Source organism: Gemmatimonadaceae bacterium (genome assembly GCA_035606695.1).
Taxonomy (GTDB): domain Bacteria; phylum Gemmatimonadota; class Gemmatimonadetes; order Gemmatimonadales; family Gemmatimonadaceae; genus JAQBQB01.
The window spans coordinates 95,811-120,133 of sequence record DATNEW010000015.1 but is presented as its reverse complement, the minus strand read 5'-3'; the positions used below and the strand labels follow the sequence as shown (position 1 = coordinate 120,133).

Below are 24,323 nucleotides of genomic sequence, written 5' to 3'. Positions count from 1 at the left end.
ATTGCACGAAGGCGGCGTCGGCTGCCGGCGTCACCGCCTCGCCGCACCGATCCCCGCCGCACGACCGGTCGCCCAAGCCCAAAAGAAGTTGTATCCGCCCACCGGCCCGAACGCGTCGAGCACTTCACCACAGATGAACAACCCCGGATGACGGCGGCTCTCCATCGTGCGCGCATCCACCTCGGCCAGACTCACGCCGCCGCCCGTCACCTCGGCTTTTCGATATCCCTCATCGCCGGTCCATGGCAACTCGCCCGACACCAACGTGTCGATGAGCCTGAGGCGCTCGTCACGCCGAAGCTCGGCGAGCGAACGCGCCGCGTCGACGTTGGCCACACTGAGGAGCAGCGCAGCGAGGCGGTCTGGCAACCCAGCGCGCAACGCGCCCGTCACGGTGCGATTTGCCTGCGGACGGAACGCCGCCTCCCACTCATTCGCTCCAAACTCCGTCCACTGCACCGTGAGCCGCGCCGAAGTCTCGGGTTGCGACCGAACCGCGACGTGCGACACGTCGAGCACCGCTGGTCCGCTGTAGCCGTGATGTGTGAACAGGAATCCGCCAGTCGCCGACGCGCTACGCTTGGCCGAGTCGTCGCGCGCCGTCACTGTGACGCGGAGAGAGACGCCACTCAGCGCGTTGAACGGTGAATCGGTTGCGACGAGCGGCGTCAGCGCCGCGTAGGTCGGATGGATCGTGTGGCCGAGGCGCGCGAGCTCGCGCAGTCCGAGTCCGTCGCTGCCAGTGTTCGGCACCGACAGTCCGCCGGTCGCGACGATCACGGCGTCAGCATCGATCGGCGGCGCGCCGTCGCACTCGACGCGCCATCCCGCGTCGTGCGGAGCGAAGCCGGTGACGATGCTATTCATCCGCAGCGTCGTACCGGCCCGCGCTGCGTACGCCAGCAGTCCGTCGCGCACATCGCGCGCCTTGTTCGACAGTGGAAAGAGCTTCGACGACTCCGGTTCTTCCGCAAGCGGAATGCGCAGCTCATTCTCGAAGAACGCGATCTGTTCGGCCAACGGCCACGAGCGCAGTATCTTTCGCAAGACGTTCGGCGACGAGTCGGTGACGTAGCGCGATTCGTCCACGCGCATCGGCAACACGTTGCAGCGACCGCCGCCGCTGATCAGGATCTTGCGGCCACCATCGCGCGTCCGCTCGAGCAACGTGACCCGGGCGCCGGCTTGCGCGGCGAAAATCGCCGCCATCGAGCCGGCCGCTCCCGCGCCGATGACGGCGACGCGGCGTGGTGACTGCGGCGATTGCGCGGGCGGCAACGTCGGCGACGACATGCGGTGAACCTAACGTCTCGTCGTCGCAGGAGATCCAATCGCGTTTGGCGAGCGGCTAACGTGTCGCCCTCGCCGGCCGCATTTTACGGAATGATGCATTCGGAACGCGGAACGGTGAGCATTGCACGCGCGCTCTCGAAGATGGGCTTCTGCTCGCGGGCGCAGGGCGAGCGGCTCGTCCAGGCCGGGAAGGTGCGCGTGAACGGAACGATCGTGCGCGACGTGTCGCTGCGCGTGTGTCCCGAGCGCGACGCGATCGAAGTCGACAATGCGCCGGTCGCGAAAGCGACGCACGCCTACATCATGCTCAACAAGCCGCGCGGGCTCGTGACGACGCGCGACGATCCGCGGGGCCGCGCGACGATCTATGACTGTCTGCGCGACGAGTCACTGCCCTTCCTCGCGCCCGTCGGCCGGCTCGACAAAGCGAGCGAAGGGTTGCTGCTGCTCACGAACGATTCACGATGGTCGTCGCGGCTGCTCGATCCGGCATCACACATCGATAAAATGTATCACGTACAGGTGCGCGGCACCGCGCTCGACGCGGTGATGCAGCGCGTGGCGGCCAGCGTTGTCGAAGAAGAGACCGGCGAGCGGCTCGACGTCAAAGCGATCTCGTTGCTGCGCACGGGGTCGCGAAGCGGCGCGTGGTTCGAGGTCGTGCTCGACGAAGGCAAGAATCGGCAGCTGCGGCGGATCTTCGCGACAGTCGGGGTCGAGGTGTTGCGACTCGTGCGCGTCGCGATCGGGCCGATCGTGCTTGGCGATCTCGCGAAAGGAGCGTGGCGCGGGCTTTTGCCGGCAGAGGTGCGGGCAGTGGGTGGAGCGCGTCGGTCCTCCTGAACGAAGCGATTCGATGCGCTCTTGCGCCGATTCGATACGCTCATGCCGCGATTCTTCGCGATGATCGCGACGATCTTCGTCCGAGTGAACTTTTCGCGGTCCCTCTGTTTTCGTCGCGATATCGGCGCACGAGGCGCGCCTTCGCGTTCTGTCACAGCGATTATCGCCCAGTCATACTTTAGAGGTTTGTCATGAACCGTAACGCTTGGAGTTCCCTCATTATTCTCTCGGCCGTTTTTTTGGCAACGGCGTGCGGTGAGATGTCCGCGCCCGGCTCGCCGATCGCCAGCGATCCCGCCTCGCGGTCTGGCGGCACCGGCGGGGGCGGTGGTACAGCCGGCGGCGGAGGAACTGGCGGAGGCGGAGGAACTGGCGGAAGCGGCGGCGTGAGCGGCGTTTCCATTCTCCCGACCACTCCACCCGCGCCGGGGATTCTCATGCGCGAGTCGTTCGGCTTGGGCCCCGACTTCACGGAAGCAAGACCCGCCGGCGGCAACGGCCTACTGAAAATCGATTTCAGCGAGAAGAGTCTCAACGGCTTTTGGATCGAATACCCGGGATCGAGCAAGTCGCAGTGGATCGCGCCCGATACCGGCCAGATCATCGAATTCTGCGGCAGCAATAATCCGCACGAACTGCCGTCACCGCTCCAGGCGCCAGGGTCCGGCGGTTGCGCACTGTCGCCGTGGTTCCACCCGCCGAATTCCAATCCAACGGCGCTCATGCCCATCACGGTCGCACTGCCGACCGCCGGTTACGAGCTGGATGTCGACATGGTCCCTTCTCCCTTCCCGGGCACATATGTCGCGATGGGCTTCACGAACTCCAACGTGCTGCACAGCAATCTCGCAACGTCGGGCGCACTCTGGCTTCGCCTTGATGTCTCGCCCGATTCGACTTGGCGGTTTCACTACCAGCTGCGCACGGGCGGTATCGCCAACGGACAGCTCGTCGCGGCAGGAGGCGTCGACAATTTTGACGGTTGGCCCACGTCCTCGCTTCGGTACTCGACGAACGGGTCGGTGACGCTGACGATCGCCGGCCAGCTGGTCGGTACCTTCCCCGCGACGCTCGCCAATCCCAAGTATCTGGCGATCGAGGGCGTCGGCATGTTCGACAATCTGGTCTTCCGCCAATAACGCCAGTAACGGCAACGGAAAATCCGGGATACAAGAAAGCGGGATGGCTCGATAGAGCCATCCCGCGTTTCTGCTCCTGCTAGTCGGCGTCGGCGTCGTGCGCGACTTCAGTTTGGGACGCCTGAGCTATCAGCGATTACTCATGCCCGCAGCGCGCGCACCGGATCCAACCGGGACGCGCGCCAACCCGGCACACAGCACGCAACCGCGGACACCAACGCCATGACGCCCACCACGCCGGCGAAGGTGGCGGGATCGCGCGGTCCGACACGGAACAACATGGTTCCCAGGAGACGCGTGGTCGCGAGCGCGATGACAACACCGATCACAAGTCCGAATACCGTGAGCCGCATGCCCGATGACACCACAAGAGCAAGGAGCTGCGAGGGAGTGGCGCCGAGTGCCATGCGGACACCGAGCTCGCGCGTACGCTGAGAGACCATGTAGGCGAGAACTCCGTACAGACCGATCGCCGCAAGAATCAGCGCAATGCCACTGAACATCGTCAGCAGGGTCACGATGATCTGTTGCCCCGACGTCGAGCGATTCACTTGCTCGCGTAACGTGAGAAACTCGTAGGGCGACACGTTCGGATCGATCGCATGGATCGCGCGCACGACGTCGGCGCCAATTCCGGTGGGATCGTTTCCGGTCGTGCGCATGAAGATCGCCGCCGCGGTCGGCCGCATCTGGGCGAGCGGCACATACATGAGCATCGACGGCGATTGCGTGAGCGACCGATACTTCATGTCGGCGACCACGCCGACGACGCGCATCCACGTCGTGCGCAGCTTGAGCCGCCTGCCGATTGGGGACGCGTTCGGCCAGTACCGCTCGGCCAGTGCACGACTCACGATCGCGACCGGCGCTGACGTATCGGCGTCGGCGGCTCCGAAATCCCTTCCAGCAAGCAGCGGAATGCCGAGCGTCGCGAAGTAGCCGGGCGAGACGACGTTGTAGTCGGCGGTCGGCTGCTCGTCGCGCGACCGCACGTATGTGTCAGTGACAATCGGGCCGTTGGCGTACGGTCGCGTGGAAAACGGCTGACTTCGACTGATGGCCACGTTGCTGATTCCGCCGATAGCGCGCACGCCCCGAAGCAGATCGTCGTCGAAGCGATGCGCGCGTGCCGTGTCGTAGCCCGCCCCGAACAAATCGATCGTCGTCATGGTGACGTTCGACGTCGAAAAACCAGGATCTTCGCCGAGCATTCGGCGAAAGCTTCGCATGGTCAACCCGGCGCCGACGAGCAACACCACGCTGAGACTGACTTGGACGAGAACGAGCATGCTGCGAAGCCGAGCCCGCGAACTCTCGCCGATCGCGCCCGGAGCCGCGGCGCGCATGGCGCTCGCGAGATCCTGTCGCGTCGAATGGAGCGCAGGCACCAGCGCGAAGATCAAGGTCGAGCCCAAGCCCAGCGCCAGGCTCACCGCGATCACGCGCCAGTTCAAGTCCGCGGCGAATGCGAGGGAAATCCCGCCGCGCGGCGCAAAGAACAGCTGGAGTGCATTTCGCGAACCGTACGCACCGGCAAGCCCAAGACCGGTGCCGAGCGCCGCAAGGATGAGCCCCTCGGTGAGAAGTTGTCGAATCAACCGCGATCGACTCGCGCCGAGCGCACGCCGGACGGTCAGCTCCGATCGTCTCGCCACCGCGCGCATGAGCAGCAGGTTCGCCACGTTCGCGCACACGATCAAGAGAACGATGGCCGCGACCGCGGACGCGACGCGCAGCATGGGCTCGAGCTCCTTCGCGTTGTCCCATGGGTTCTGGTCCAGCGGAAGCACCCGCACGCCGCGGCCTCGATCGTCATTCGTAAACTCTAACTCGAGCCGGCGTGCCGCCGCATCGATCTGCGCCTGAGCGGCCGCGAGATTCACTCCTGGCGCGAGTCGCGCAAACCCTTCGATCCATCGTGACGATCGGTCGTTCAACGTGTAGCCAGAAGTACTGAACACCGCCTGCTGCGACGCGGGAACCCAGAACTGCATGGCGTAGCCGACGAACGTGCCGAGGAACTCCGGTGGCGCGATGCCGACGATCGTGTGAGGCGCACCGTTCAAGTCGACGGTGGAGTCGATCAGCCGGGGGCTTCCATGAAACCGGTCTTGCCACAACCGGTAGCTCACGACCACCACCGGATGCACGCGGTCGCCCACGTCCTCGCCCGCCATGAAACCACGGCCGCGGATGGGCCGGACTCCAATCGCGTCGAAATAGTTTGCGGTCACGATCTGACCGATGAGACGCTCGGCGCGATCGCCGCCGGTTAGTGTCGCGCCCGTGATCTTGCTGACGAAGAACGAGCTGAAGGCCGTCGTTCCTTTTGCGAGATCCATGAAGTCCGGCCACGACATGTCGTCGTAGCCCGACGCGCCCTTCGCCGTCCCGGCGATCGCCACGAGCTGCTCCTGGTCGCGAACTCCGGGGAACGGATGATGAACGATCCCTTCCGTCCACGCGAGGACGGCGGCGTTGGCGCCGATTCCCAACGCGAGACATGCGACGGCGATTGCCGACACGACCGGCGTCCGGCGGAGCATGCGAAACCCAAATGACAGATCGTGGATAGCGCGCTCGCGCCACCGATTTCCCCACCCGTCGCGAAGGTCTTCCTGGATTTGACCGACGTTGCCGAATCGCCGGCGTGCTTCATCGCGCGACTCGGCCGCCGTGAGTCCGGCCGTCCTGAGCTCGTCGGCCTCGAGCGCGAGGTGATCTTGCAGCTCTCGCGCGATGTCGGCGTCAGACGGTCGCGGGCGTCGCTGCCACCAGGGCATCGCTCATCCCTCCGAGGGCCGCATGACACGGGTGACGGCGGTCATGAGCTGCGCCCACTTCGATTGCTCGCGCCGCAGCTGTTTTCGGCCGGCGGCGGTGAGGCGATAGTACTTGAGCTCGCGCGCAATCTCGCCGCGGACCTCGAACTTTCCGGCAATGAGTCCGTTACGTTCGAGCCGGTGCAGTGCCGGGTACAGGGAGCCGTGTTCGACCGACAGCACGTTTTCGGTCGTCTGCCGGATGTGGTTGGCGATGCCGCGGCCGTGCGTCGGGCCGAAGATCAGGGTTTTCAGCACGAGCATGTCGAGGGTGCCCGGCAGCAGCTCGAGTTTGTCGTCGTCTGCGCGATGCGGCATGAGGCGGGTCGATGGTAGACAATCGACTATACGATAGTCGATAGACTACTATCGATCGGCGGGGGGAATCTGTCAAGCGGCCAATGCGCGCGCTAACCGCGAGAGGCGCGAACCCCACGCGCCGCCGGGAGCGCATCCTCGGAAATCCGCCCGCGACGCAGCGCCTCCGAACGCGAACGGACGCATTGGTCCAGCGTCTCGCATCGGCATTGGACGAGACCCTCGAGCAACCCCTTCATGCGCTCGGCTTGCTCGATGCGCCGCGCCAGCTCGGCGATTTTTCCTCGTGCCATGGTCTGCCATCGGGCGGACGCCGGTGTCGACCGATCGAATCCTGAAATCAGCTGACGCGTTTCGGCGATGGTGAACCCCGACTCCTGCGCGAGCCGAATGAGCGCGAGCGACGAAAATACATTCTCGTCGTACACGCGCCGGCGGCCGATCCGGCGCGCCGGCGGAATCAACCCGGCCTCTTCGTAATACCGCAGCGCCGACACGTGCAGCCGGGCGCGGCGGGCAACCACGCCGATTGGAATCACGTCATCCGTGGCGCCCATGATGCCTCACATTGAGAGCGTGATGATCGGACCACGATCACGTACTGCCGGGCGGAACGATCCCGTTCATCCGGAGATACTCGACGAGTTGCCCGTAATGATCGTAGGTGTGCTCGATGTTCATGATCGCGATGCGGAGCCGTGAAGAACGCGGCGGACCGTACAGCGCGTAGCTGGGGCGCGGCACCAGTTCGTTGGCGTCGTCGATCGTGCGAGCGGCGCGCTCCATATAGTCGAATGCATCGCGAACGTACGCGATGACCTGCTCCTTCGTGCGCACGTTCGGATCGCCCGCTTCGGCTCGCGTCACGTTACCGCGCAACTGGTCGCCAAGGATCGCGCCGCCATCGAGGTACAAGTCAGCCGCGATGTGCTTGAGCTGCTCGGCATATGATCGTGTGCCCGCGAACCTGCCAGCCGTCGGAACGAAGTCATATTTGTCCGCGGGCATGGCCTGGGCGAGGCCGAGTACACCCTTCGCCATTGGCTCGAGCGCCGACAGCACGATTCCGGCGTTGTTGCGAGACGCTTTGAGTGAATCCGACTGCGCGGCGATCCGGGCGCCGGGACAGAGTAAGGCGAATACGACGACGATGTGAAAACGATGCATGAAGCCTCCGCGCCGGCGGAGCGAGCGAGTTCGCGGGGGCGATCACGCTTCGCTCCCCAATCCGACAACACAGGCTAAGAGCTCAAGCGCACTTGAGCGCAAGAGGGCGCTGCTTAATGTTCCTCCAACGCGGTTCGCGGCTCGACCCGAGCGGCGCGCCAGGCGGGAGCCACCGCGGCGAGCAGTCCCGCGACGCCGAGCACGCCGATCGTCCCAGCCAGCGTCGGGACGTCGTACGACGCCACCCCATATAATAGATGTCGAATCGCGAAACCCGCGCCGAGGGCGACGACGACGCCGATGGCGATACCCGCGAGCGTGAGCGCGCTCGCCTCGCGCGCGACGAGCGCGACGATCTGCGCGGCCGAGGCCCCCAAGGCGCGGCGCACGCCGAATTCCTGGCGACGCTGCAGCACGCTGTACGCGACGACGCCATACAACCCGATCATCGCCAAAAAGAGCGCCGACGCGCCGAACGCCGTCATGCAACGCGAGGCGAAGCGTGCGCTCGCACTCGAGTCGCTGATCAGATCATCGATTGTCCGAATTCGGGAGACGGGGATCGTCGGATCGACGCGCGCGACGGCGCGTTGGATCGTCGCCGCGAGATGATCCGCCGGCAACGTGCTCCGCACCACGAATTGCAATGTGCTGAACGTTGGATACGGCTTCTGCGTGTACGGCACGATCATCTCGGGGCGCGTCGTGTCCGTGAGCGCGTATCGTCGCATATCCGCGGCGACGCCGACGACCGTCATCCACGGTGCGCTGCTCTTCGGTCCGCCCAACCTGATCCGCTTGCCGACCCCCGACTGGCCAGGCCAAAGCCATTTCTCCATCGCGCGGTTCACGATCACCACCGGCAATCCGTCCTCGCGATCCGTGGTGTTGAAGTCGCGACCCGCGATGATCGGCGTGCCGAGCGCGCGGAACATGCCGTCGCTTGCGACCGTGTAGTCCGCGCCGACAATCGGACCATTCTCAGGCTGGGGCCGATTCTCCGCGGAGAACACGGTCCATTCCTGAGATCCCGAGAGTGGAAGCGGCTTTCCCATGGCGGCCGCGTCGATCCCGGGGATGGCGCGTATTTGCTCGAGGGCGGCGGCGATGAAGCGCGCGCCGGCCGGGTGCTCCATGTACGTCGGGCCTTGGCGTTCCGGATAGCGGTTGCGCGGCAGCGTCAGCTCGAACGTCACGCCGTTCGGTGCCGTGAAGCCAAGCTCCGTGCGTAATTGCCGGGCGAGACTCTTGCCCATCAAGCCCGCCATCGCGACGAGCACCACCGCCATCGTGACTTCGACGATGATGAGAATCCGCCGCAGACGCTCGGCGCCGGCAGCCGCTCCCATGCCGCGGCCGCCGCGACGCAGCGTCTCGATGAGGGGAATCCGCGACCCGAACAGCGACGCGCCGACTCCCGCCGCGAGTCCAACGACGATGGTCGCCGTCAGCGCGACGATGAGTGTTCTCATATCGAAGGACGCATTCGCGACGAGCGGGAACTTGTCGGAAAGCTGCGCGCGAACGACATGAAATCCGGCGAGCGCCATCCCCGTCCCGGCGACCCCGGCGAGGAAGGCGACGGCGAGCACGTCGACGACCGATCCGAGGACGAGCCGCCAGGCGGGTGCGCCCAACGCGCCGCGGACCGCCAGATCTCTCCGCCGCCGCTGCAGCTGCGCCAACTGCAATTGCGCGGTGTTGACGCACGCGATGAGGAGCAGGAGCGTGACCGCGGCCAGGAGGCTCAGGAACAATCGCGCCGACTCGCCGACGAGCTGCTCGCGGAGCGGGACCGCTTCAGTTCCGAAGAACGCTTTCGCTCCCGGGTAGATCTTGCGCATCGTCTCCGTCACCTGATCCAGCTCGCCGCGCGCGCGGACGATCGCCGTTCCGGGACGAAGGCGAGCGATGATGGCCATGTCCTCCGGTCCGCCGGCCGGCGGCGCGATGGGCACCCACAGCTCGGCGCGCGCGGGAAACTCGAACGTCGGCGGCATCTCGGCGCCGCGCGGGAAGGCGAAGCCCGGCGGGGCCACACCGGCGACCACATACGGCTCCGAATTGAGTGCGATCGTGCGGCCGATGATGTGCGTGTCGCCGCCGAAGCGGCGCCGCCAGAGCGCATCCGACAGCACGACGGGTCGCGTCTCTCGCGGAATCTCGTCCGATCGAGAGAAGAAGCGTCCGAGCTCGGGCCGCACACCGACGGCCGCGAAGAAGTCGCCCGTCGCTTGAATAGCGTCGATGCGCTCCGGGAGCGCGTCCTCGCCGAGGTTCATTGGCCGCGCGCGAAATCCGGCGACCGACTCGAACGACGGCATGTTGTCGCGCATCACGGTCAGTTGCTTGCCGCCGATCGGCTGCAGCGCGTCGCCGGCGCCGAGCGACGGCACGTACTGCCAGACCATGACGACGCGCTCCGGTTGCCGAAACGGCAACGGCGACAGCAGCACCGCATCCACGATGTTGAACATGAGTACGCACGCGGCGAGGCCGAGTGCGAGCGTGGACACCGCGGTCAGCGTGAATGCGCGCTCGCGCGCGAGCCGCCGCAGTGCGTGGCGAAGTTCCTGAGTGACGTGTTCCATGCGTATTCTCCGGTGGCGTGCGCGTTCGCTGGCGGCATCGGCAGAGCTCACGTAGCGTCTGGCGTCGGCGAGATCTCCTGATTCGCGTGCGACCTGCGCACGCGCGTCGGCCTCGGACATACCCTGCGCGATGAGATCGGCCACGCGCATGTCGCAGTGAAACGCGATCTCGTCGTCGAAGTCCCTGCGAATCTGGTGTGCGCTGCGCCAGGGCAATTGGAAGACGGGGCGTGGGCCGTCGGCTGGCCGCCTCATGCTGGATCGAGCACCCGAAAGATCGCGGCGGCGTAGCGCCGCCAGTCGGCGTCTTCGGCCTTCAGCCGTGACCGGCCTTTCGCCGTGAGGCGATAGTAGCGCGCGCGGCGGCCATTCTCGGAAACGCCCCACGACCCGCTGACGCAGTCGTCGTGCTCCAGACGGTGCAGCGCCTTGTAGAGCGGCGCGTACTCCACCGCGATCACGCCGCGCGTGCGGTCGCCGATCCAGCGCGCGACGGCGTAGCCGTGCATCGGTTCCCTCGTCAGCGCGCGCAGGACGAGAACGTCGAGTGTGCCCTGCAGCAGGTCCATGCCGGCATCCGGCATCCGCTCTCCAAGTACCAGGTACTAGGAACGTGCGAATGCGTGCGGCGGCGCGCCAGCGGATTTACCATTTCCGGACAAAGGAGGAATCACTCAGGACGCGCCGTCGCGGTGCGAGCACACCCCGGCCGACAGCGGCCTCAAAACGCCGTGAGCCGGTATGTCGTCTTCATCGTCAACGCCGTGCCGGTCGCGTCGTGTGACACGACGAGAAACGCGGTCGATCCCGGACGGTACTCCCACCGGGCCACGAGATTGACGCTCTCGTTCCTCACACGAAAGCCATCGAGCGCCGCCGCCGGCGGAGTGAACGAAACGAATCGATCGTCGTAGGACTCGGCCGCCGGCGTGGCGCTCAACGCGCGCACATCGGAATACGCGCCATTGCTGAAAAAGGGCGCGACGTACGCATCAAACGTCAGATCCCGCGTGAGTGCGTAGCTCGAGCGGATGGTGATGGCGGTCGTGCGCTGCGTCAGGCGCGCGAATGCATGACGTACGGTATCGACGTCCCCGCCAAAGTTGCCGAGCCACTGTGTGTTGTCGTGGTTCGTCACGAACACCGCTCCGAGTGTCGCCTGCCAGCGCGATGACAGGCGGAGGTCGACGATGGGATTCACGCTCTGCATGCGCGAGCGGCCGCCGTCCGCAATCGTCCAATTGCCGTGCAACGTCGGCGCGATGCGATCGCGTGGATCGCCCTGAATCGTCAACCACGGGATCAGCTCTCGATCGCTGCGCAGCGCGGGGCCGCCCCGGGCGCAGAAGTCGCACACCACGCTGCCCAGGTGACCAATCGTGGCGCCGCCGCGCAGCCACCAGTTGTTTCGAAATTGGAGATGAGTGTTCGCGTTCACAGCGTTCTCCAACCGTTGATCCTGCGCGTTCCACGTATCCCACTTGTTGAAATTGAAACGCCAATTGTTGTAGAACGCGCGCGGCGTGCGGAGCGTGTAGTCCAGCCATGTGGCCACCGTGCGTTGGTCGGCACGCTGCAAGTAGCCCATGTCGTTCGAATCGTAGCCCGGTGACTGATGCTCGAAACTCGACTCGAACATGAATGCGCCGCCGTACTTCCCTACCGCCGCTTCTTCCTGATCGCCCGTCAATACCGCGCGCGTCGAGTCGAGGCCGGCTCCCGGGCGCTGAAGAAAATGCACACCGTCCCGCTGCAACTGCGTGATGGCCGACGGCGACCCCGCGATTCGTGATTCGGTGGCCGAACCCCAGACCTCATATCGACCGTCGAAGAAACGATGCCGGAACGTTGCGCCGCCGACTGCGGCGCTCTGCGCGAGATAAGGCGACGTCCACTCGTTCATCGAGCGCCGAACGAACGTTCCGAGCAATCCAACGGCGCTCTGTCCCCCGCGAAAATCCTGTTGGACCCGCGCGACGGCGTAGTCACTGCGCGGCTCGATCGTTTTGCCGTCCACCGTCGCGCCGTCGGTGGATGCGCCGAGCGCCGCGATCGTCAGCCCCGCATCGGTTCGGCCTGTAAGCTTGACTGCCGAGAGAATCGGCACCGCGTTGAATGCCGAGCCGTCGCCGTACAATGCCGCGAGCTGCGGCGCGCGACCGATGCGTCGCGAATAGAATAATTCATCGCTGCCGCAATTCACGGCGTTGCAATTGAACGGAACCGTGTATGGCCCCGCGCCGTCGAGAAAGAACGGCCGGTGCTCCGGAAAGAACGTCTCAGCCGGCGACAGATTCACGACCGACGGATCCGCCTCGACCTGGCCGAAATCAGGCAGGATCGTGGCGTTGAGCGTGAAGGCCGGCGCGAGGCCTAGACGCACATCGCCGCCCGCGCCGAGCTCCGACTGGCCGGCATGCGAGATCGTACGAATGAATGGCGTCGCCTCGACCGGATGCGGGCTGCCCGCTCCCTCGAGCCCCGTCAATACACCAAACTGCGAGACAATCCCCGGACGGCTTGGATGATACGCGGGCCAGCTGTCATTCTCACCGCGACGCTGAATCGCTCGATTGACCAACAAGCCGAGGCGGGACGCCGCGGCGCCCGAGACGCCAAGCTGCGAGAACGGAATGCTGAACTCGGCCGCCCAACCCAACGAATCGATCCAGACCGCCGCACTCCACACGCCGTCCCATGATACGTCTTCTCGGCTATCGGCACTGATCGCCGCGTCACGCTGCACACCGGCGGCGTTGACGTAGAATTCGTAGCCGGTGCGACCGTCGCCGCTGGTGCCGAGGTAGATGCCAATCTCGTCGGAGGCGCTCGTGCCGTCGCGGCGGGACAGCGTGTGCACGATGCTGTTCGGCGCCGGATCGAACGCGCGCACGAACACGTAGAGATTGCGCGCATCGTACGCGACCGCGAACTCGGTGCGGAAGCTCGGCTCGCCATTCTCTTGCGGGCTCCATTGGCGAAACGACCGCTCACACGGAATCCCTGCCCAAATCGAGGACTCGTCGGACTCGTTCAAAGCCGGCGGTCGCGGCAAGCGGCGAGCAACGATGCTGGACGGACTCCCCGCGACGAGCGCGGCAAACAACACGATCGCGAACATTGGCTCTCCTGTTAGTGAACGGAGGTTCGCGATCGCGGAGGCCATCTCTCATGTGCCAGGGGACTGGCTGGCCGCGCGAGGGGATGGAGTGGCCTCGGCCGAGCACCCACGCGACCTATCTTCAAAGCATGATCGCGCGCACGTCTCGCTACTGGGTCACGGTCGTCCTGGCCGGATTCGCCATCTACACGGCCATCGCCGTGCTCGGCGCGCTGTCGGCGCTCACGTATTTCGGCGCAACGCATACGGTGATCGATTGGCGAGGGTACATCGCGAATCGATTCCTCGAGCAATACACCTGCGCGCTGTTCGTGGCGCCCTTGTTCTGGTTGGTGGATCGGTATCCGCTCGTCCCGCGCGATTGGAAGCGGCACGTCGGCGTTTTCGTGATCGCGATCGTCACATTCATCGCCGTGAAGTACGCGATCATGTTGCCACTGTATCGGTGGTGGAGCGGCGAGACGCCGGCGACATATTGGCTGGCACTCGTCGACAACGCCGTGCCGGTCTCATTCGACTTTCTTGCGATCGTCGGCGTGGCGCACGCGCTGCGCTACTATCGGGAAGTACAAGAGCGCGAGCGCGCGGCGGGCGAGTTGACGACGCAGCTGGTGCAAGCGCGACTGGATGCGCTGCGCGGCCAACTCCATCCCCATTTTCTGTTCAATACGCTGAATGCCGCGGCGACGCTCATGCACGAGAACGTGGCGGCGGCCGACGACATGCTCACCCAGCTCGGGAGTCTGTTGCGTATCTCGCTCGAGCGGACGGAGTCGGAGGTCACGCTCGAGCGCGAGCTCGAGTTGGCGGACCGCTATCTGGCGATCATGCGATACCGGTTCTCCGACCGGCTGTCTGTGGCGGTCAACGTGTCGGATGACGCCCGTCTTGCGTTGGTGCCGCCGTTCATAACGCAGCCATTGCTGGAGAATGCGCTCGAGCATGGCATCGCAAGGCGGCGAGGTGCGGGGAGCATCGACATCGTCGCACGGCGCGACGACGGCGCGTTGGAGGTCACGATCGCGGACGACGGCGCGGGTTTGTCGGCGTCCGCGGGGAACGGGATTGGCCTCGCGAACACGCGTGCCCGCCTGACCCAGTTGTATGGGGCGCGCGGCGGACTCGAGTTGTCCGCGTCGGATTCGGGCCGCGGTGCGCGCGCGGCAATTCGCATTCCCTACAGGACGTTCCCTGCGGTCTCTTCATGCGACGCGTCGTAATCGCCGACGACGAGCCGCTGGCACGGCAGCGTTTGCGGATGATGCTCGCGCGTCATCCGGAGTTTATCGTCGTCGCCGAGTGCCGCGATGGCCAGGAAGCCGTCGACGCCCTCGTCGCCGAGCGTCCCGATGCAATATTTCTCGACGTGGCAATGCCGGCGCTCGACGGCTTCGAGGTCCTGGAGGTGCTCGAGGCAGAGTCGAATCCCGCTGTCGTCGTGTTCGTGACGGCGTTTGCCGATCGGGCCGTTCCGGCGTTCGACGCGAACGCGGCGGATTTTCTGCTCAAGCCGTACGATCAATCGCGATTCGACCGGGCGATCGAGCGCGTTGAAGCGCGACTCGGCCGGTTGCCCAGCGCGACGAGTGACGTGCTGCGCACGCTGCCGCGCCCTCTCACGGCGGAGCGTTTTCTCGTGCGCGGCACCAATCATCTGTACTTCGTGCGTACGGCCGACGTGGAGTGGATCGACGCGGCGGCGAACTACGTACGCCTCCATGCCGGAGGGCGCGTGCACTTCGTGCGGGACACGATGAAGCACGTGATCGAGCGCTTGCCGGCGGAGCGGTTTCTCCGCGTGCATCGCTCGATGATCGTGAATGTGGAGTTCATTCAACGCCTCGAGCCGGCGGAACACGGCGAGTTCGTCGTCACGATGCGCGATGGAAAGCGGATTCAGACGGCTCGGACCTACAACGAACAGGTGCGCGCGTTCTTGCGCCGCTAGGCCTTGCCACGTTCTGGCCAATGCGCCTATCAGCAGCTCACCGCACCTCGAGCGTCATTCACTCCGCCGCCCGTCCTGAACAAGCCGTTCGTACAGGCGCTGGCCGATGGCTGCGTGCCGCTTGTCGCGGTCCTTCACGGAGAGCGGCGCGGATGCATCACGAACCTCGAGGCCGCTGATCTTCTGGAGATTCTTCTGAAAGCGTGCGAGCCCGCATTGCGCGAAGGCATCGGGATCGATCGAAAACGCGTACACCGCGGCGGCGAAGAGGGTTCGTACGCTGTTGCTGTTGATCACAATTCCCCCGTTCGCGTCCACCGCGAGGCGTCTCGCTCGGCGGTCCATTTGCGGCGTGAACGAGACGACGTCGACAATGGGTTTGCGCTCCGCGCCCTGTTTGAACGCGCGCAGCGGTGTGTGCATCAGCGCGCGCACGACGTGCGGGACGTCGCGCTCGTAGGCGGTCATCGCGTGCGTCGGGTGACGCGCCGCCCAACCGCCGTATGCAGTGTCGGCCAGGGCCGCGAAACCGGCCGGCTCGCTTGCGCTGTCGGCTAGTTGGCGCACGGCCTCGCAAACCACGAGGGCTCGGAGTGCCCGCGTCGGATAGGTGCTCCACCGACTCCCGGCGCGGTGCAGATCCGGTTGTCGCTCTTCGGCAACGATGCTCGGCTCGGCGTCGATCATGCCAAGCAAGACGTCGGCGTACGCCGGACCGCCGACGAGCACCGCATAGACGTCCGCGAACGTTTCGCTTCTCCACCGAATCGACCACGCGGCGATCCGCTCCTCGAGTGTTTCGTCGACGGAACCGGCCGCGGCCGCGCGAAGCGCGTCGGCGATGCCCGTCTGAAGCTCGCCGGTCAGATCAAAATCATCTTCAACGAGATGACCGGCTTCGTGCGCGACGACGATGCCATGCGGCAAATGCGCAAGTTGATAGTGCGGTACGCCGATCAGAGGAACAGGTAGCGTGCGCAGAATGTCGTCGAACAGTGCGGTCGCGTCTTCGCCCGCCCCGGTCTCGTCAATCTCGTACCCGAAACCATGCGGCCTCGCAAACGCGCTTCGTTCCGGCGTGGTGAAGACCAGTGGAGGCTCGCGTCGTGCGACATGATGGACGACGCCGCTCGCCACCGCGCGATTTCGCGCCGGCTGGTAGGCCTGCCACGCCAGCTCGTCAAACGGCGCGAGCTCCGTCCGGAGCGGCTCGACGAGTCGCAGCGCGAACTTCGAGCGATAGAACTCCCAGATTCGAAAGGCGCCGAGGAGCTGCGTGTCGAATCGATCAGCATCGGCTTGGTCCAGCGTGTCATCATCACCGGCGCTCGCCGGCAAGGATTCAGCGAGGCGTGTATAGAGCACCTCGAGGCTTTGGCACACGTCCTCGAGCTGCGTGCGGTGAATGGAGAATGCGTCGCTCGCCGCGATGGCGCGCCACGCGCCGATTTCCGATCGCAGGCTCGACAGCTTGATCGCCGTCACCACGCGACGAGTCTTTTTGCTCGCCATACGTCACGGCACCGCGCTCATGAGGAGGTCGTCGCCATCGAGCTCGGGGTCGCGAGCAAACAGGGCGATGCACGCGTTTCCGAGCCGCTCTTCTATCGATACACTCTCGCCACGCGTTTCGACGGCGCCGCCGCGGCGCGCGAGCCGGGCGATATCGCCCGGAGTGTGCCGCGCGCGCAACGCGGAGATCAGAGCCTCCGACTGCTCGTGCTGTTCGGCCGGCGTGCCGAGCCCCGCGGCCAGAACAACGGGGAGAGCGCCCAGCAGAAACAACTGCGCCGCGAATCGGTTGCGCAGTAAGAGCTGGCGCACCGCTTCGCTCACGCTCGGTGGACGCGGCGTATCGACGACGACGAACGGCGCCGCCCCCTCGGCCGTCGCGGACTTGAAGACCGACGCGAGATGCTTTGCGTCGAAGCCGGCCGCGAGGGAGAACGACGGATTGAACTGGAGGAACAGCTCGTCGCGCGAACGCGATTCGCCGATCGGCGCCGCGAGATGCACGACATCGTACCCCTGGCGCAGCAGTCGATAGAGATCGTCGACCTTCTCGACGGGCGGCGAATCGACGTCGAATCCTTTGGCCCGGTACAGCCACCGCAGATCGGTGCCGCGCGCGAGCTGACCGCGCTGCGAACTCACTTGCATGTCCAACATCGGCTCGAGCAGCAGCACTCGTGGGAAGGTTCGCTCATGCTGGCGGCGCGACATCGCCTCGCGAAGCGCCTGCCTCGTGCCTGCGTCGAGCACCGAGGTCACCGGGAGATGTCGCATCCGTTGAAAGCGCACGACAGCGCGCTGCGTCACCGCGCCGAACACGCCATCGACGACGACGAGCTCGCCCCCGAGTTGCGAGAGCGCCCCCTGTGCCCACGACACGCGCGTGTTCTGCAGCGTGCCCGATGCCGTGCGCCACATGTGGTGAAGGTTCTTCTTCCATACGAGAGGTGTGGCCGACGCCGGATCGAGCAGTATGAGCTCCCACGGCACAGCGTGAAACGCCGGGATGTCGCATTCGAACATGAAGTCGCGCGATAGGTGTGAAGGGTCCGCGCGGGCCTCCGATTCGTCACCGATCGCACGCTGCAGCGACTCGGGCAGCAATGACTCGGCGATCTCGCGTCCGAACGCGACCCAGTTCTGTCGCAGGCGCTCGACCAGGTCGAGCGAAGGAGAGCCGCCGGTCGGGCCGCCCTGGAGCATTTCCAGTTGCGTGGAAAGCGGCTCCCCAATCTGCCGACGCGTCGTGACCGGACTGTCGTGCGAGGTCCTCACGGACACCAGGGTCGCATCGCGCGGGCTGTCGATCCTGATCCCCACGCCTTCGGCGTGCGCGAGCTCGTCATGCCACGCCGCTGCGCGCGCCGCGGACAAGCGGTTCGGTGACCGATCCATGCGCATGCCCAGCTCAGCGTAGATGGATCGCGCCTGGCTCTCGTATCGCGCTTGGTCGTTCGCATTTCTCGACTCGGCCGCCAAACTGCCGAGCAGCGCGTACAGGCGGGCGTTGTAGATCGACCGCACCGCATCCTCGCGACCCGGGCCCTCGAAGAGCTTGCCGCTGATCCGCGCGAGCGAATACGACGCCTGCGCCGCGCCGCCGCGGAACTCCCGCTCGGCGTGCTCGAGATACGTCACGGCAACATACGTCGGAAATTCATCCTCGACCGACCGGATTCGCTCGAGCCATCCCTTCGGCAGAACGTCGACTGGATCGAGTCGCAAGCGATCGCAGGCGAGTGCGATTCCCCGCCACGCGAGCGGAGTGGTCGCTCGACGGAGCGTCGGAAGCATCTCGTCGAGCTCCGTCACCGCGCGCTCACGGTGGCCGAGCACGCGCAGCAGTTCGACGCGGTTGAGCGCGAGCCGAACCTGGTCCGCAGGAACGATCTTCATGTTCGCCGGCCCCACGGCGAACGCGTCGACGAGCCGAAGTACGCGCTGGGCCGTTCCGGGGGAAATTCCGGAGGCGACGCGCGCGCGCCGAAGTTCCGTGAGATTCGCGAGACGCGCCAACGGATGGTCGAACGCGGCCAGAGCGCGCTGGAGCGCATCGACCTGTCGCGCGTCATCGTCCGGATCGCCGAGCTCGAGCGACGCGACCGGAACCAACACCATGTTTTTCGGATGATCATTCTGCGTCGACGTCGCGGCTGCTTCCGCGGCGGCGAGCAGGCGCCGCACTTCGTCGCGATTGCCCAGACGATCCTGAAACGCCGCGCGAAGGAGAGTGAGATCGAGTTGCAGCGCGTCTGAGGCACGGGTAAACGCATCGCGTTCACCGAGATGCTCACCCGCTTGGCGCACGTCGCCCAAATCGTACAGGAATATGCGCGCGGTGCTGAGGAGCAGACGCGCGACCTGCGCGGGCTCCTCGGTGGAGTCGGTCAGCGAGTGCAGCAGGTCTACGGCGCGACGCAGTTGCATCCCGCGGCGAAGCGCGTGCGACTCGACGACCCCGCACGCAAGCGCGACTTCGTTCCACTTCGCGCACTCGGGCGACCCACGCGGTGCGCTCAGGCACTGCTTTCGAGCGGCGGCGCCTGCCTTGCGCGCGAGCTCCCGCGCGGCTTTCGGATTGCCCGCCTCGAGCTGCAAGGCGGCGAGGATGGGAGCTTCCTCCTGATCGACGGAACGCCGCCCCCGTCTCCACGCGGCGGCCGGCCCCGCGCGTCGAAGCGCGCTCGCGGCGAGGCCGCACCGCAGGTCCACCTCGAGCTGGGCGCGCTGAATGCGTGCGTACGCGTCGCGCAGGTCGCTCCGCGACACACCGCGCCAGTTCGCCAGGACATTCTCAGCCTTCACACACGCGTCGAGCGCGCGCGCGTATGCGCCGCTCTCCTGACTGCGCTGCACGATGCGAAGGACGGCATCGACGTATGCGGCGGCATCGTTGCGCCGCCGCGCGACTCTGCCGGCTTCGGCATCGATAGAGTCGGCGTCACGAGTGTCGGCGACCGGCGCCTCGGCCAGCGCGCTGAGCACGGCTTGTCGTTCGTCGGCGGACAACCGCGCGCGCCGGGCTTTGTGCAACGCTGCGAGCGCCGATGCGCGCGACGCCTCGTCGTCGGCGAGCTTCCAGCGCAGCACCGCGTTCTGTGCGACGGAGACGACTGTGGCCCAGGGCGCCCCACGCTCCGTCCACTCGTCGGCCTGCCGCAGGTGGATTCGCGCGTCGTCGATGAGACGCTGACGTTCCGCGGGCGCCGCAGTGTCGGCGGCCTTTGCGCGCGAGTGCGCGAGCACGAGGTGCGCCGTCGTGACGAGCTCCCGCGACACGAGCGGCGTCTCGTCGGGACCCGCTTCGGTCTCGCTGAGATCCTCGGACAACAATACGGACCCGAGCGCCGCGAGCGCGTTTGGCTCATTCCAGAACTGGCGAACGCGGCGCTGCCAGCGTGCGCCGGCCGCCGACGCGTCGAGCTCGAATTCATGGAACGTCAAATCGGCGAGCGTTTCGTCGAGCCATGCATCGCGTGTGATGAGCCTGCGCTTCAGGCGACGGACAGCGTCGCGATGAATCAGCCGGACGACCGCCTGCTGCCGCAACGCCCGGCGCATCGGATGCGTGACGGACGGCTGTAACGCAAGCGTCTCGGTCGTGCCCGCGTCGACGTTGACCCACGACGATGCGCTCGCGTAGCCGCGGAGCTCGTCCCACAGCTGATCGAAATCGAGCGGCGCCACGTGCGAGCCGTGGCGTCCATCACTCCACTGCGCCGGCCAGCGCTCGTCGCGTACGTCGTCCCGCTTCGGCTGGTCGTAGCGGCGGTCGCCGCCCATGGCGCGTTGCAGGTGCGGACCAAGCACGTCCTCGACGACGTCACGCCTGAGATGGCGAACGAACGCGGCATACCGCAGGAGCCAACGCAGCGGATAGCTCGGAATCCGCCGCAGCACACGTTCCATGACAAACAACACCTCCGGCTCGGAGTTCTTCTCGATTTCCTTCGACGTGATCTCAGGATTGGCCTGGAGCACGTCGGCGTAGAGCGCGAGCATGAAGGGAACACCGCCGGCTTTCCTGACCACCGTGTCGATGACGTCCGAATAAGGAACGCCGCGATTCTCCAGGAGATAACGGCGCGATTCGGTTGGGTCGAACGGTTTCACCTCGCTGGTGTTGACGTTCGCCGCGAACTCCGCGTTGACGGCCGGGAACTGCTGCGCCAACTGGTAACGGCCCGCGAGAATCAGCGTGAGGTCAGGTGCCGTCGGGCCGCGCCCGGTCGCGAGCGACTCCACCGCCGCTCTGAGGTTCGCGACCGCACGAACGACGGCGAGCACGTCGACACGGTGCTTCAACTCAGCATCTTCGAGCGTATCGAGCACCAGGATGACCCGCCCGCTGCAACTTTCGGCGATTACACCGGCCAATCTCGACAGCACCTCATTCTCTTCGTCGGCACGCTGCCGCTCATCATCGCCGGTCGAGACCTTGCGCTTGACCTCACTCGCTTGCCGACGCCGCCGCTGCAACTCTTGCTCGCGCATCTCGCGCACGGCGCCGACGAGCTCCGACAGCGGCGCGCCGCGAAGCTGGGGGTTCAGTCGCGCGGCGAGCTTGCCGAGGAAAAAGCGGGGCTCGAGACCCGTCTCGGACTGGTCGAGCAAATCAAAATCGACGCGCGCGACGGGGATGTTGCGCGACAAGCAATAGTGCGAGGCAAGCCAGCGCAGAAACATCGTCTTGCCCCGGCCGCCGCCTCCGTGGATGTGAAGAATGAACTTGTCGTCGGGTTTTAGAGTTTCCTCGAACGCGCGCAGGAGGGCGCCTCGCTCGAGATAGCGCGCCGTACGAAAGTAGTCGTCGGCAAGCGCTGCCCGTGCGCGCAACGCACCACGCGCATCGGTGCGAAAGCTCGCGAGGTCGGTGTCGAGAAACGCGGCGCGCTGATCGAGCACTTCGAGAAACGACTCGCACGCCGATAGATCGAAGGCGTCGACGGCGGCGGCGTACAGTGTGCGAAATTGTTGGCTCGCGGCGACACGGTCGGTCACGAGACGGTGATAGACGATCTCCGCTGTCGCCTCGACCTCGTGGTGGGCGAACCACTCCGACAGACGCGCGTTGAAGAGCTCGAATCGTGCTCGGCCCAGCGGCTCGTCGTCGATTTCGGTCTCGCTGTCCGTCTCGAGCCACTCCCGCTCATAGTGGGCGCGGTCCGAAGGATCGAGACAGAACCATCCATCGCGGCCGGAATCCGCTTGTACACCGGGCAGCGAAGGGAGTCGATCGAACGGCGCGAGTGGCAGCGTCCCCGCATCGCGCTCGAAGACCTCGCGCACGAGCTGCGCGTTTACGCGGCGCGCCAGCGCGCACCGCCTCAGCAACCGGCGCTCGGACGCGTCCAGGAGGGCCGCGGTAAACGCCGCCGGCGAGCTCGCCGTCGTGAGCGCGTCGAGAATTCGTGCAGCCGTCGCGGCGAGGGCGATGGCGGGCGTCATTTCATTTGCCCGCAAATGGTGTCGATGCGTTGTAGGACATTCCCGCCGTGACCGAACTGGTCGAGCATCTTCTGCACGATTCCGCCCTTGTCCAACGCGGAAAACACCTCGCCCGACCACTGAAAGCAGAGCTGCCGGACAACGGCGATCATCTCATCGGGGGCGAATTCGTTCAGCGGGATCTTCGCGGGTGCATTCGGCGCCACATTCGCCAATTGTGCGGCGAGGTCCTTCGATCGCGTGATCAACACGAGATGAACACCCTTCACTTCGCCTCGCGCAATCGGCGCGAACAGTCCGCGCGGCAACCAGTCGGTGAGCGCCGTCGGCTCTATTTGTTCGATCTGATCCAACACGAGAACGAGGGACCCGGGCCGAGCGGCGTTCTCCAGGGCCAGACGGAACTGCAGCAGCGTGTCGTCGACGAAGTTCTCCGCCGGCCGCTCGCTGCCGACAAGGCGGCGCCCCTCGTCCGTCACGACGTCCTCCTCGCGCAGCGGGGGAATGAGTGTCACGCCGCGGATGCGATGATTCAGAGTCCACGTGAATTCGCGGAATGCCTTTTCTGGCAACGGCCAATCGGGGTCGCGTTTCAGCTCGCGGTCGGCGGTCGGCCGCTTGCCGTCGCGAATCCATCGCAACGCATCGAGAAGATCCGGGATGCCGGTGGTGCCGAACGACACGTAGACGACGTTCGCGCCATGCCGTTGGGCGACCTGGTAGCACCACTTCGCGAGATGCGATTTGCCGATCTCGCTCTCGCCGGTGATGAGGGTCAAATGCGGCGACGACGCTCCGGTGGCTCCATCGACGGCATTGCGTGCGAGCCGCGACGCGCGGCCGCGCAGCGTCTCGCGTACGATGCGTCGCTGCGTGACTCGTGACGAAAACCGTTGCACCAGCAACGTGCTGCATTGAACCGCCGGCGGGCGAGGCAGCACGAATCTCGGCAGCACGCGCGTTCGCAGCACGGGAAACGACCACTCGCGGCGCTGCTCGAGGGAGGCGATTCTGGAAATCTCCCACCGCGCCTTCGCGACGGCGCGATCCGGACACGCGCCCTGGATGATCTCCTCGTACAACGCCGCGGAGAAGGCCGCCGCCAGATCGCCGCGGATGTCGTGCTGCATGCCGACGACGCCAAGGGTGCCGATCCGCAGGAAGCCGTCACTCAGGCTCGTGTGCGGCATCAACGCGCTGGCGCCGCCCTTAACGGCAGCAGCAGTACGACATGCGTTGAGAACCACCAGGCGGATCGGGACGCGCTGCAATGCATTCTGGATGTCGCGCGCCGACCACGCCTCCAATCCCGCTCTGCCAGGAGCGCGTGGCGAATACATGAGCAAACGCGAATCGCCGGCGCCGCCGCCCGTGTCCGCGTGACCGATGAAATGCAGAACGTGTGGCGCCGCATCCGCGCAGCGGATCGTCAGCTCCGCGATCGTGGGATTCTCGAGCACCTCGTATTCGATCTCGCAGCGATGCTTGCCGAAGAGCGTCTCGAGCCGGCACAGCTCCTCGTCTGCCGCGATGGCCGTTTTCCCTCCGGGCTCGACCGAGACCGCGACGATGACGCGCAGCGGCCAGTCGTCGAGCGGATACTCGAGCCCTCGAGCGGCGGGGCGAACGAGCGGATTGCGATCCGCGAGCGTGAGGGCTTCGCCCCGCAGCATTGGGTTTTCAGGATCGACAAACAGGTAATTCCCGTCCTCGTCCCGCATCATTTCCCACGGCAGGTCATGCAGCGATTTCGTGCTCGCGTGCGACGCGATGTTCAGGACCGTGCAGAGTCCCGCGCCGGGAGCGTCGTCACGGAAGTCGTGCCACGACTGCCCCACGCCGCCCGACGTGAGGACGCGATACAGCGACAGTCCGAGTGCGTCGTACTCCGACAGTTCCTCTTCGTCGTGCGCGTAAAGCTCGACGGCCGCTTTCGCGCCGATCGGCGGGCCGGCCTCGGACTTCGGCGCGTAGTCGGCGGCGAAGAACGCGGCCGGAATAGTCGTGGTCGCGATCGGCTCGGCCGGAAGGACCGTGGCATCGGCCGACATCACCCGCAGCTCGACGGGAAATCCGTCGTTGGTTTTCGGACCGATGTGCAGGACGGCGGTACGCACGCGC

At 65.8% G+C, this 24,323-nt stretch carries 15 protein-coding genes; 4 read left to right on the top strand and 11 right to left on the bottom strand.

Annotation, left to right across the window (positions count from 1 at the left end; translation table 11 throughout):
* Positions 1-30: 30 nt before the first annotated feature.
* A complete protein-coding gene (locus VN706_05510) occupies positions 31-1,293 on the bottom strand; it encodes an aminoacetone oxidase family FAD-binding enzyme (protein ID HXT15064.1) in 1,263 nt (420 codons plus the stop codon).
* A gap of 114 nt (positions 1,294-1,407) precedes the next feature.
* Between VN706_05510 and VN706_05505 the strand changes: the two genes are divergently transcribed.
* Both VN706_05505 and VN706_05500 read left to right on the top strand, forming a co-directional pair.
* On the top strand, positions 1,408-2,136 hold the full coding sequence (locus tag VN706_05505) for a pseudouridine synthase (GenBank protein ID HXT15063.1): 729 nt from the start codon (positions 1,408-1,410) through the stop codon (positions 2,134-2,136).
* Between the two features lie 191 nt (positions 2,137-2,327).
* Positions 2,328-3,275: a hypothetical protein gene (locus tag VN706_05500; GenBank protein HXT15062.1), complete on the top strand. Its 948-nt coding sequence runs from the start codon at positions 2,328-2,330 to the stop codon at positions 3,273-3,275.
* 140 nt (positions 3,276-3,415) lie between these two features.
* Here the strand turns inward: VN706_05500 and VN706_05495 are convergent, their stop codons facing one another.
* The 7 genes from VN706_05495 to VN706_05465 form a co-directional block, all read right to left on the bottom strand.
* Positions 3,416-6,058: an ABC transporter permease gene (locus VN706_05495; protein HXT15061.1), complete on the bottom strand. Its 2,643-nt coding sequence runs from the start codon at positions 6,056-6,058 to the stop codon at positions 3,416-3,418.
* 3 nt (positions 6,059-6,061) lie between these two features.
* Positions 6,062-6,415, bottom strand: coding sequence for a PadR family transcriptional regulator (locus VN706_05490; GenBank protein ID HXT15060.1), 354 nt, complete (start codon positions 6,413-6,415; stop codon positions 6,062-6,064).
* A 92-nt stretch (positions 6,416-6,507) separates the two neighbouring features.
* Entirely contained in the window at positions 6,508-6,972 is a 465-nt protein-coding gene (locus VN706_05485; protein HXT15059.1) for a MerR family DNA-binding protein, read from the bottom strand.
* 37 nt (positions 6,973-7,009) lie between these two features.
* The gene (locus VN706_05480; protein ID HXT15058.1) at positions 7,010-7,582 is read right to left on the bottom strand and encodes a DinB family protein; all 573 of its coding nucleotides are present in this window, start codon (positions 7,580-7,582) and stop codon (positions 7,010-7,012) included.
* A 113-nt stretch (positions 7,583-7,695) separates the two neighbouring features.
* Positions 7,696-10,173 (bottom strand): ABC transporter permease, encoded by a 2,478-nt coding sequence (locus VN706_05475; GenBank protein HXT15057.1) that lies wholly within the window; start codon positions 10,171-10,173, stop codon positions 7,696-7,698.
* 251 nt (positions 10,174-10,424) lie between these two features.
* Positions 10,425-10,757, bottom strand: a complete 333-nt coding sequence (locus tag VN706_05470) for a PadR family transcriptional regulator (GenBank protein ID HXT15056.1) — start codon at positions 10,755-10,757, stop codon at positions 10,425-10,427.
* A gap of 137 nt (positions 10,758-10,894) precedes the next feature.
* Positions 10,895-13,294: a DUF5916 domain-containing protein gene (locus tag VN706_05465; protein ID HXT15055.1), complete on the bottom strand. Its 2,400-nt coding sequence runs from the start codon at positions 13,292-13,294 to the stop codon at positions 10,895-10,897.
* 128 nt (positions 13,295-13,422) lie between these two features.
* Here VN706_05465 and VN706_05460 point away from each other — a divergent pair, with 128 nt between their 5' ends.
* The gene (locus tag VN706_05460; GenBank protein HXT15054.1) at positions 13,423-14,514 is read left to right on the top strand and encodes a histidine kinase; all 1,092 of its coding nucleotides are present in this window, start codon (positions 13,423-13,425) and stop codon (positions 14,512-14,514) included.
* On the top strand, positions 14,499-15,242 hold the full coding sequence (locus VN706_05455) for a LytTR family DNA-binding domain-containing protein (protein ID HXT15053.1): 744 nt from the start codon (positions 14,499-14,501) through the stop codon (positions 15,240-15,242). The genes VN706_05460 and VN706_05455 overlap by 16 nt, the downstream gene beginning before the upstream one ends.
* Positions 15,243-15,296: 54 nt before the next feature.
* Here VN706_05455 and VN706_05450 read toward each other — a convergent pair whose 3' ends face one another.
* Genes VN706_05450 through VN706_05440 form a run of 3 tightly spaced genes read right to left on the bottom strand, consistent with a single transcriptional unit; the run spans position 15,297 to position 24,319 of the window.
* On the bottom strand, positions 15,297-16,754 hold the full coding sequence (locus VN706_05450) for a hypothetical protein (protein HXT15052.1): 1,458 nt from the start codon (positions 16,752-16,754) through the stop codon (positions 15,297-15,299).
* A 3-nt stretch (positions 16,755-16,757) separates the two neighbouring features.
* Positions 16,758-22,202: a peptidoglycan-binding domain-containing protein gene (locus VN706_05445; GenBank protein ID HXT15051.1), complete on the bottom strand. Its 5,445-nt coding sequence runs from the start codon at positions 22,200-22,202 to the stop codon at positions 16,758-16,760.
* Positions 22,199-24,319: a CHAT domain-containing protein gene (locus VN706_05440; protein HXT15050.1), complete on the bottom strand. Its 2,121-nt coding sequence runs from the start codon at positions 24,317-24,319 to the stop codon at positions 22,199-22,201. The genes VN706_05445 and VN706_05440 overlap by 4 nt, the downstream gene beginning before the upstream one ends.
* Positions 24,320-24,323 lie beyond the last annotated feature (4 nt).

Coding starts and splice junctions, on each gene's coding strand:
- VN706_05510 (HXT15064.1), bottom strand. CDS start 1,293: ATGTCGTCGCCGACGTTGCCGCCCGCGCAATCGCCGCAGTCACCACGC.
- VN706_05500 (HXT15062.1), top strand. CDS start 2,328: ATGAACCGTAACGCTTGGAGTTCCCTCATTATTCTCTCGGCCGTTTTT.
- VN706_05495 (HXT15061.1), bottom strand. CDS start 6,058: ATGCCCTGGTGGCAGCGACGCCCGCGACCGTCTGACGCCGACATCGCG.
- VN706_05490 (HXT15060.1), bottom strand. CDS start 6,415: ATGCCGCATCGCGCAGACGACGACAAACTCGAGCTGCTGCCGGGCACC.
- VN706_05485 (HXT15059.1), bottom strand. CDS start 6,972: ATGGGCGCCACGGATGACGTGATTCCAATCGGCGTGGTTGCCCGCCGC.
- VN706_05480 (HXT15058.1), bottom strand. CDS start 7,582: ATGCATCGTTTTCACATCGTCGTCGTATTCGCCTTACTCTGTCCCGGC.
- VN706_05475 (HXT15057.1), bottom strand. CDS start 10,173: ATGGAACACGTCACTCAGGAACTTCGCCACGCACTGCGGCGGCTCGCG.
- VN706_05470 (HXT15056.1), bottom strand. CDS start 10,757: ATGCCGGATGCCGGCATGGACCTGCTGCAGGGCACACTCGACGTTCTC.
- VN706_05465 (HXT15055.1), bottom strand. CDS start 13,294: ATGTTCGCGATCGTGTTGTTTGCCGCGCTCGTCGCGGGGAGTCCGTCC.
- VN706_05460 (HXT15054.1), top strand. CDS start 13,423: ATGATCGCGCGCACGTCTCGCTACTGGGTCACGGTCGTCCTGGCCGGA.
- VN706_05455 (HXT15053.1), top strand. CDS start 14,499: ATGCGACGCGTCGTAATCGCCGACGACGAGCCGCTGGCACGGCAGCGT.
- VN706_05450 (HXT15052.1), bottom strand. CDS start 16,754: ATGGCGAGCAAAAAGACTCGTCGCGTGGTGACGGCGATCAAGCTGTCG.
- VN706_05445 (HXT15051.1), bottom strand. CDS start 22,202: ATGACGCCCGCCATCGCCCTCGCCGCGACGGCTGCACGAATTCTCGAC.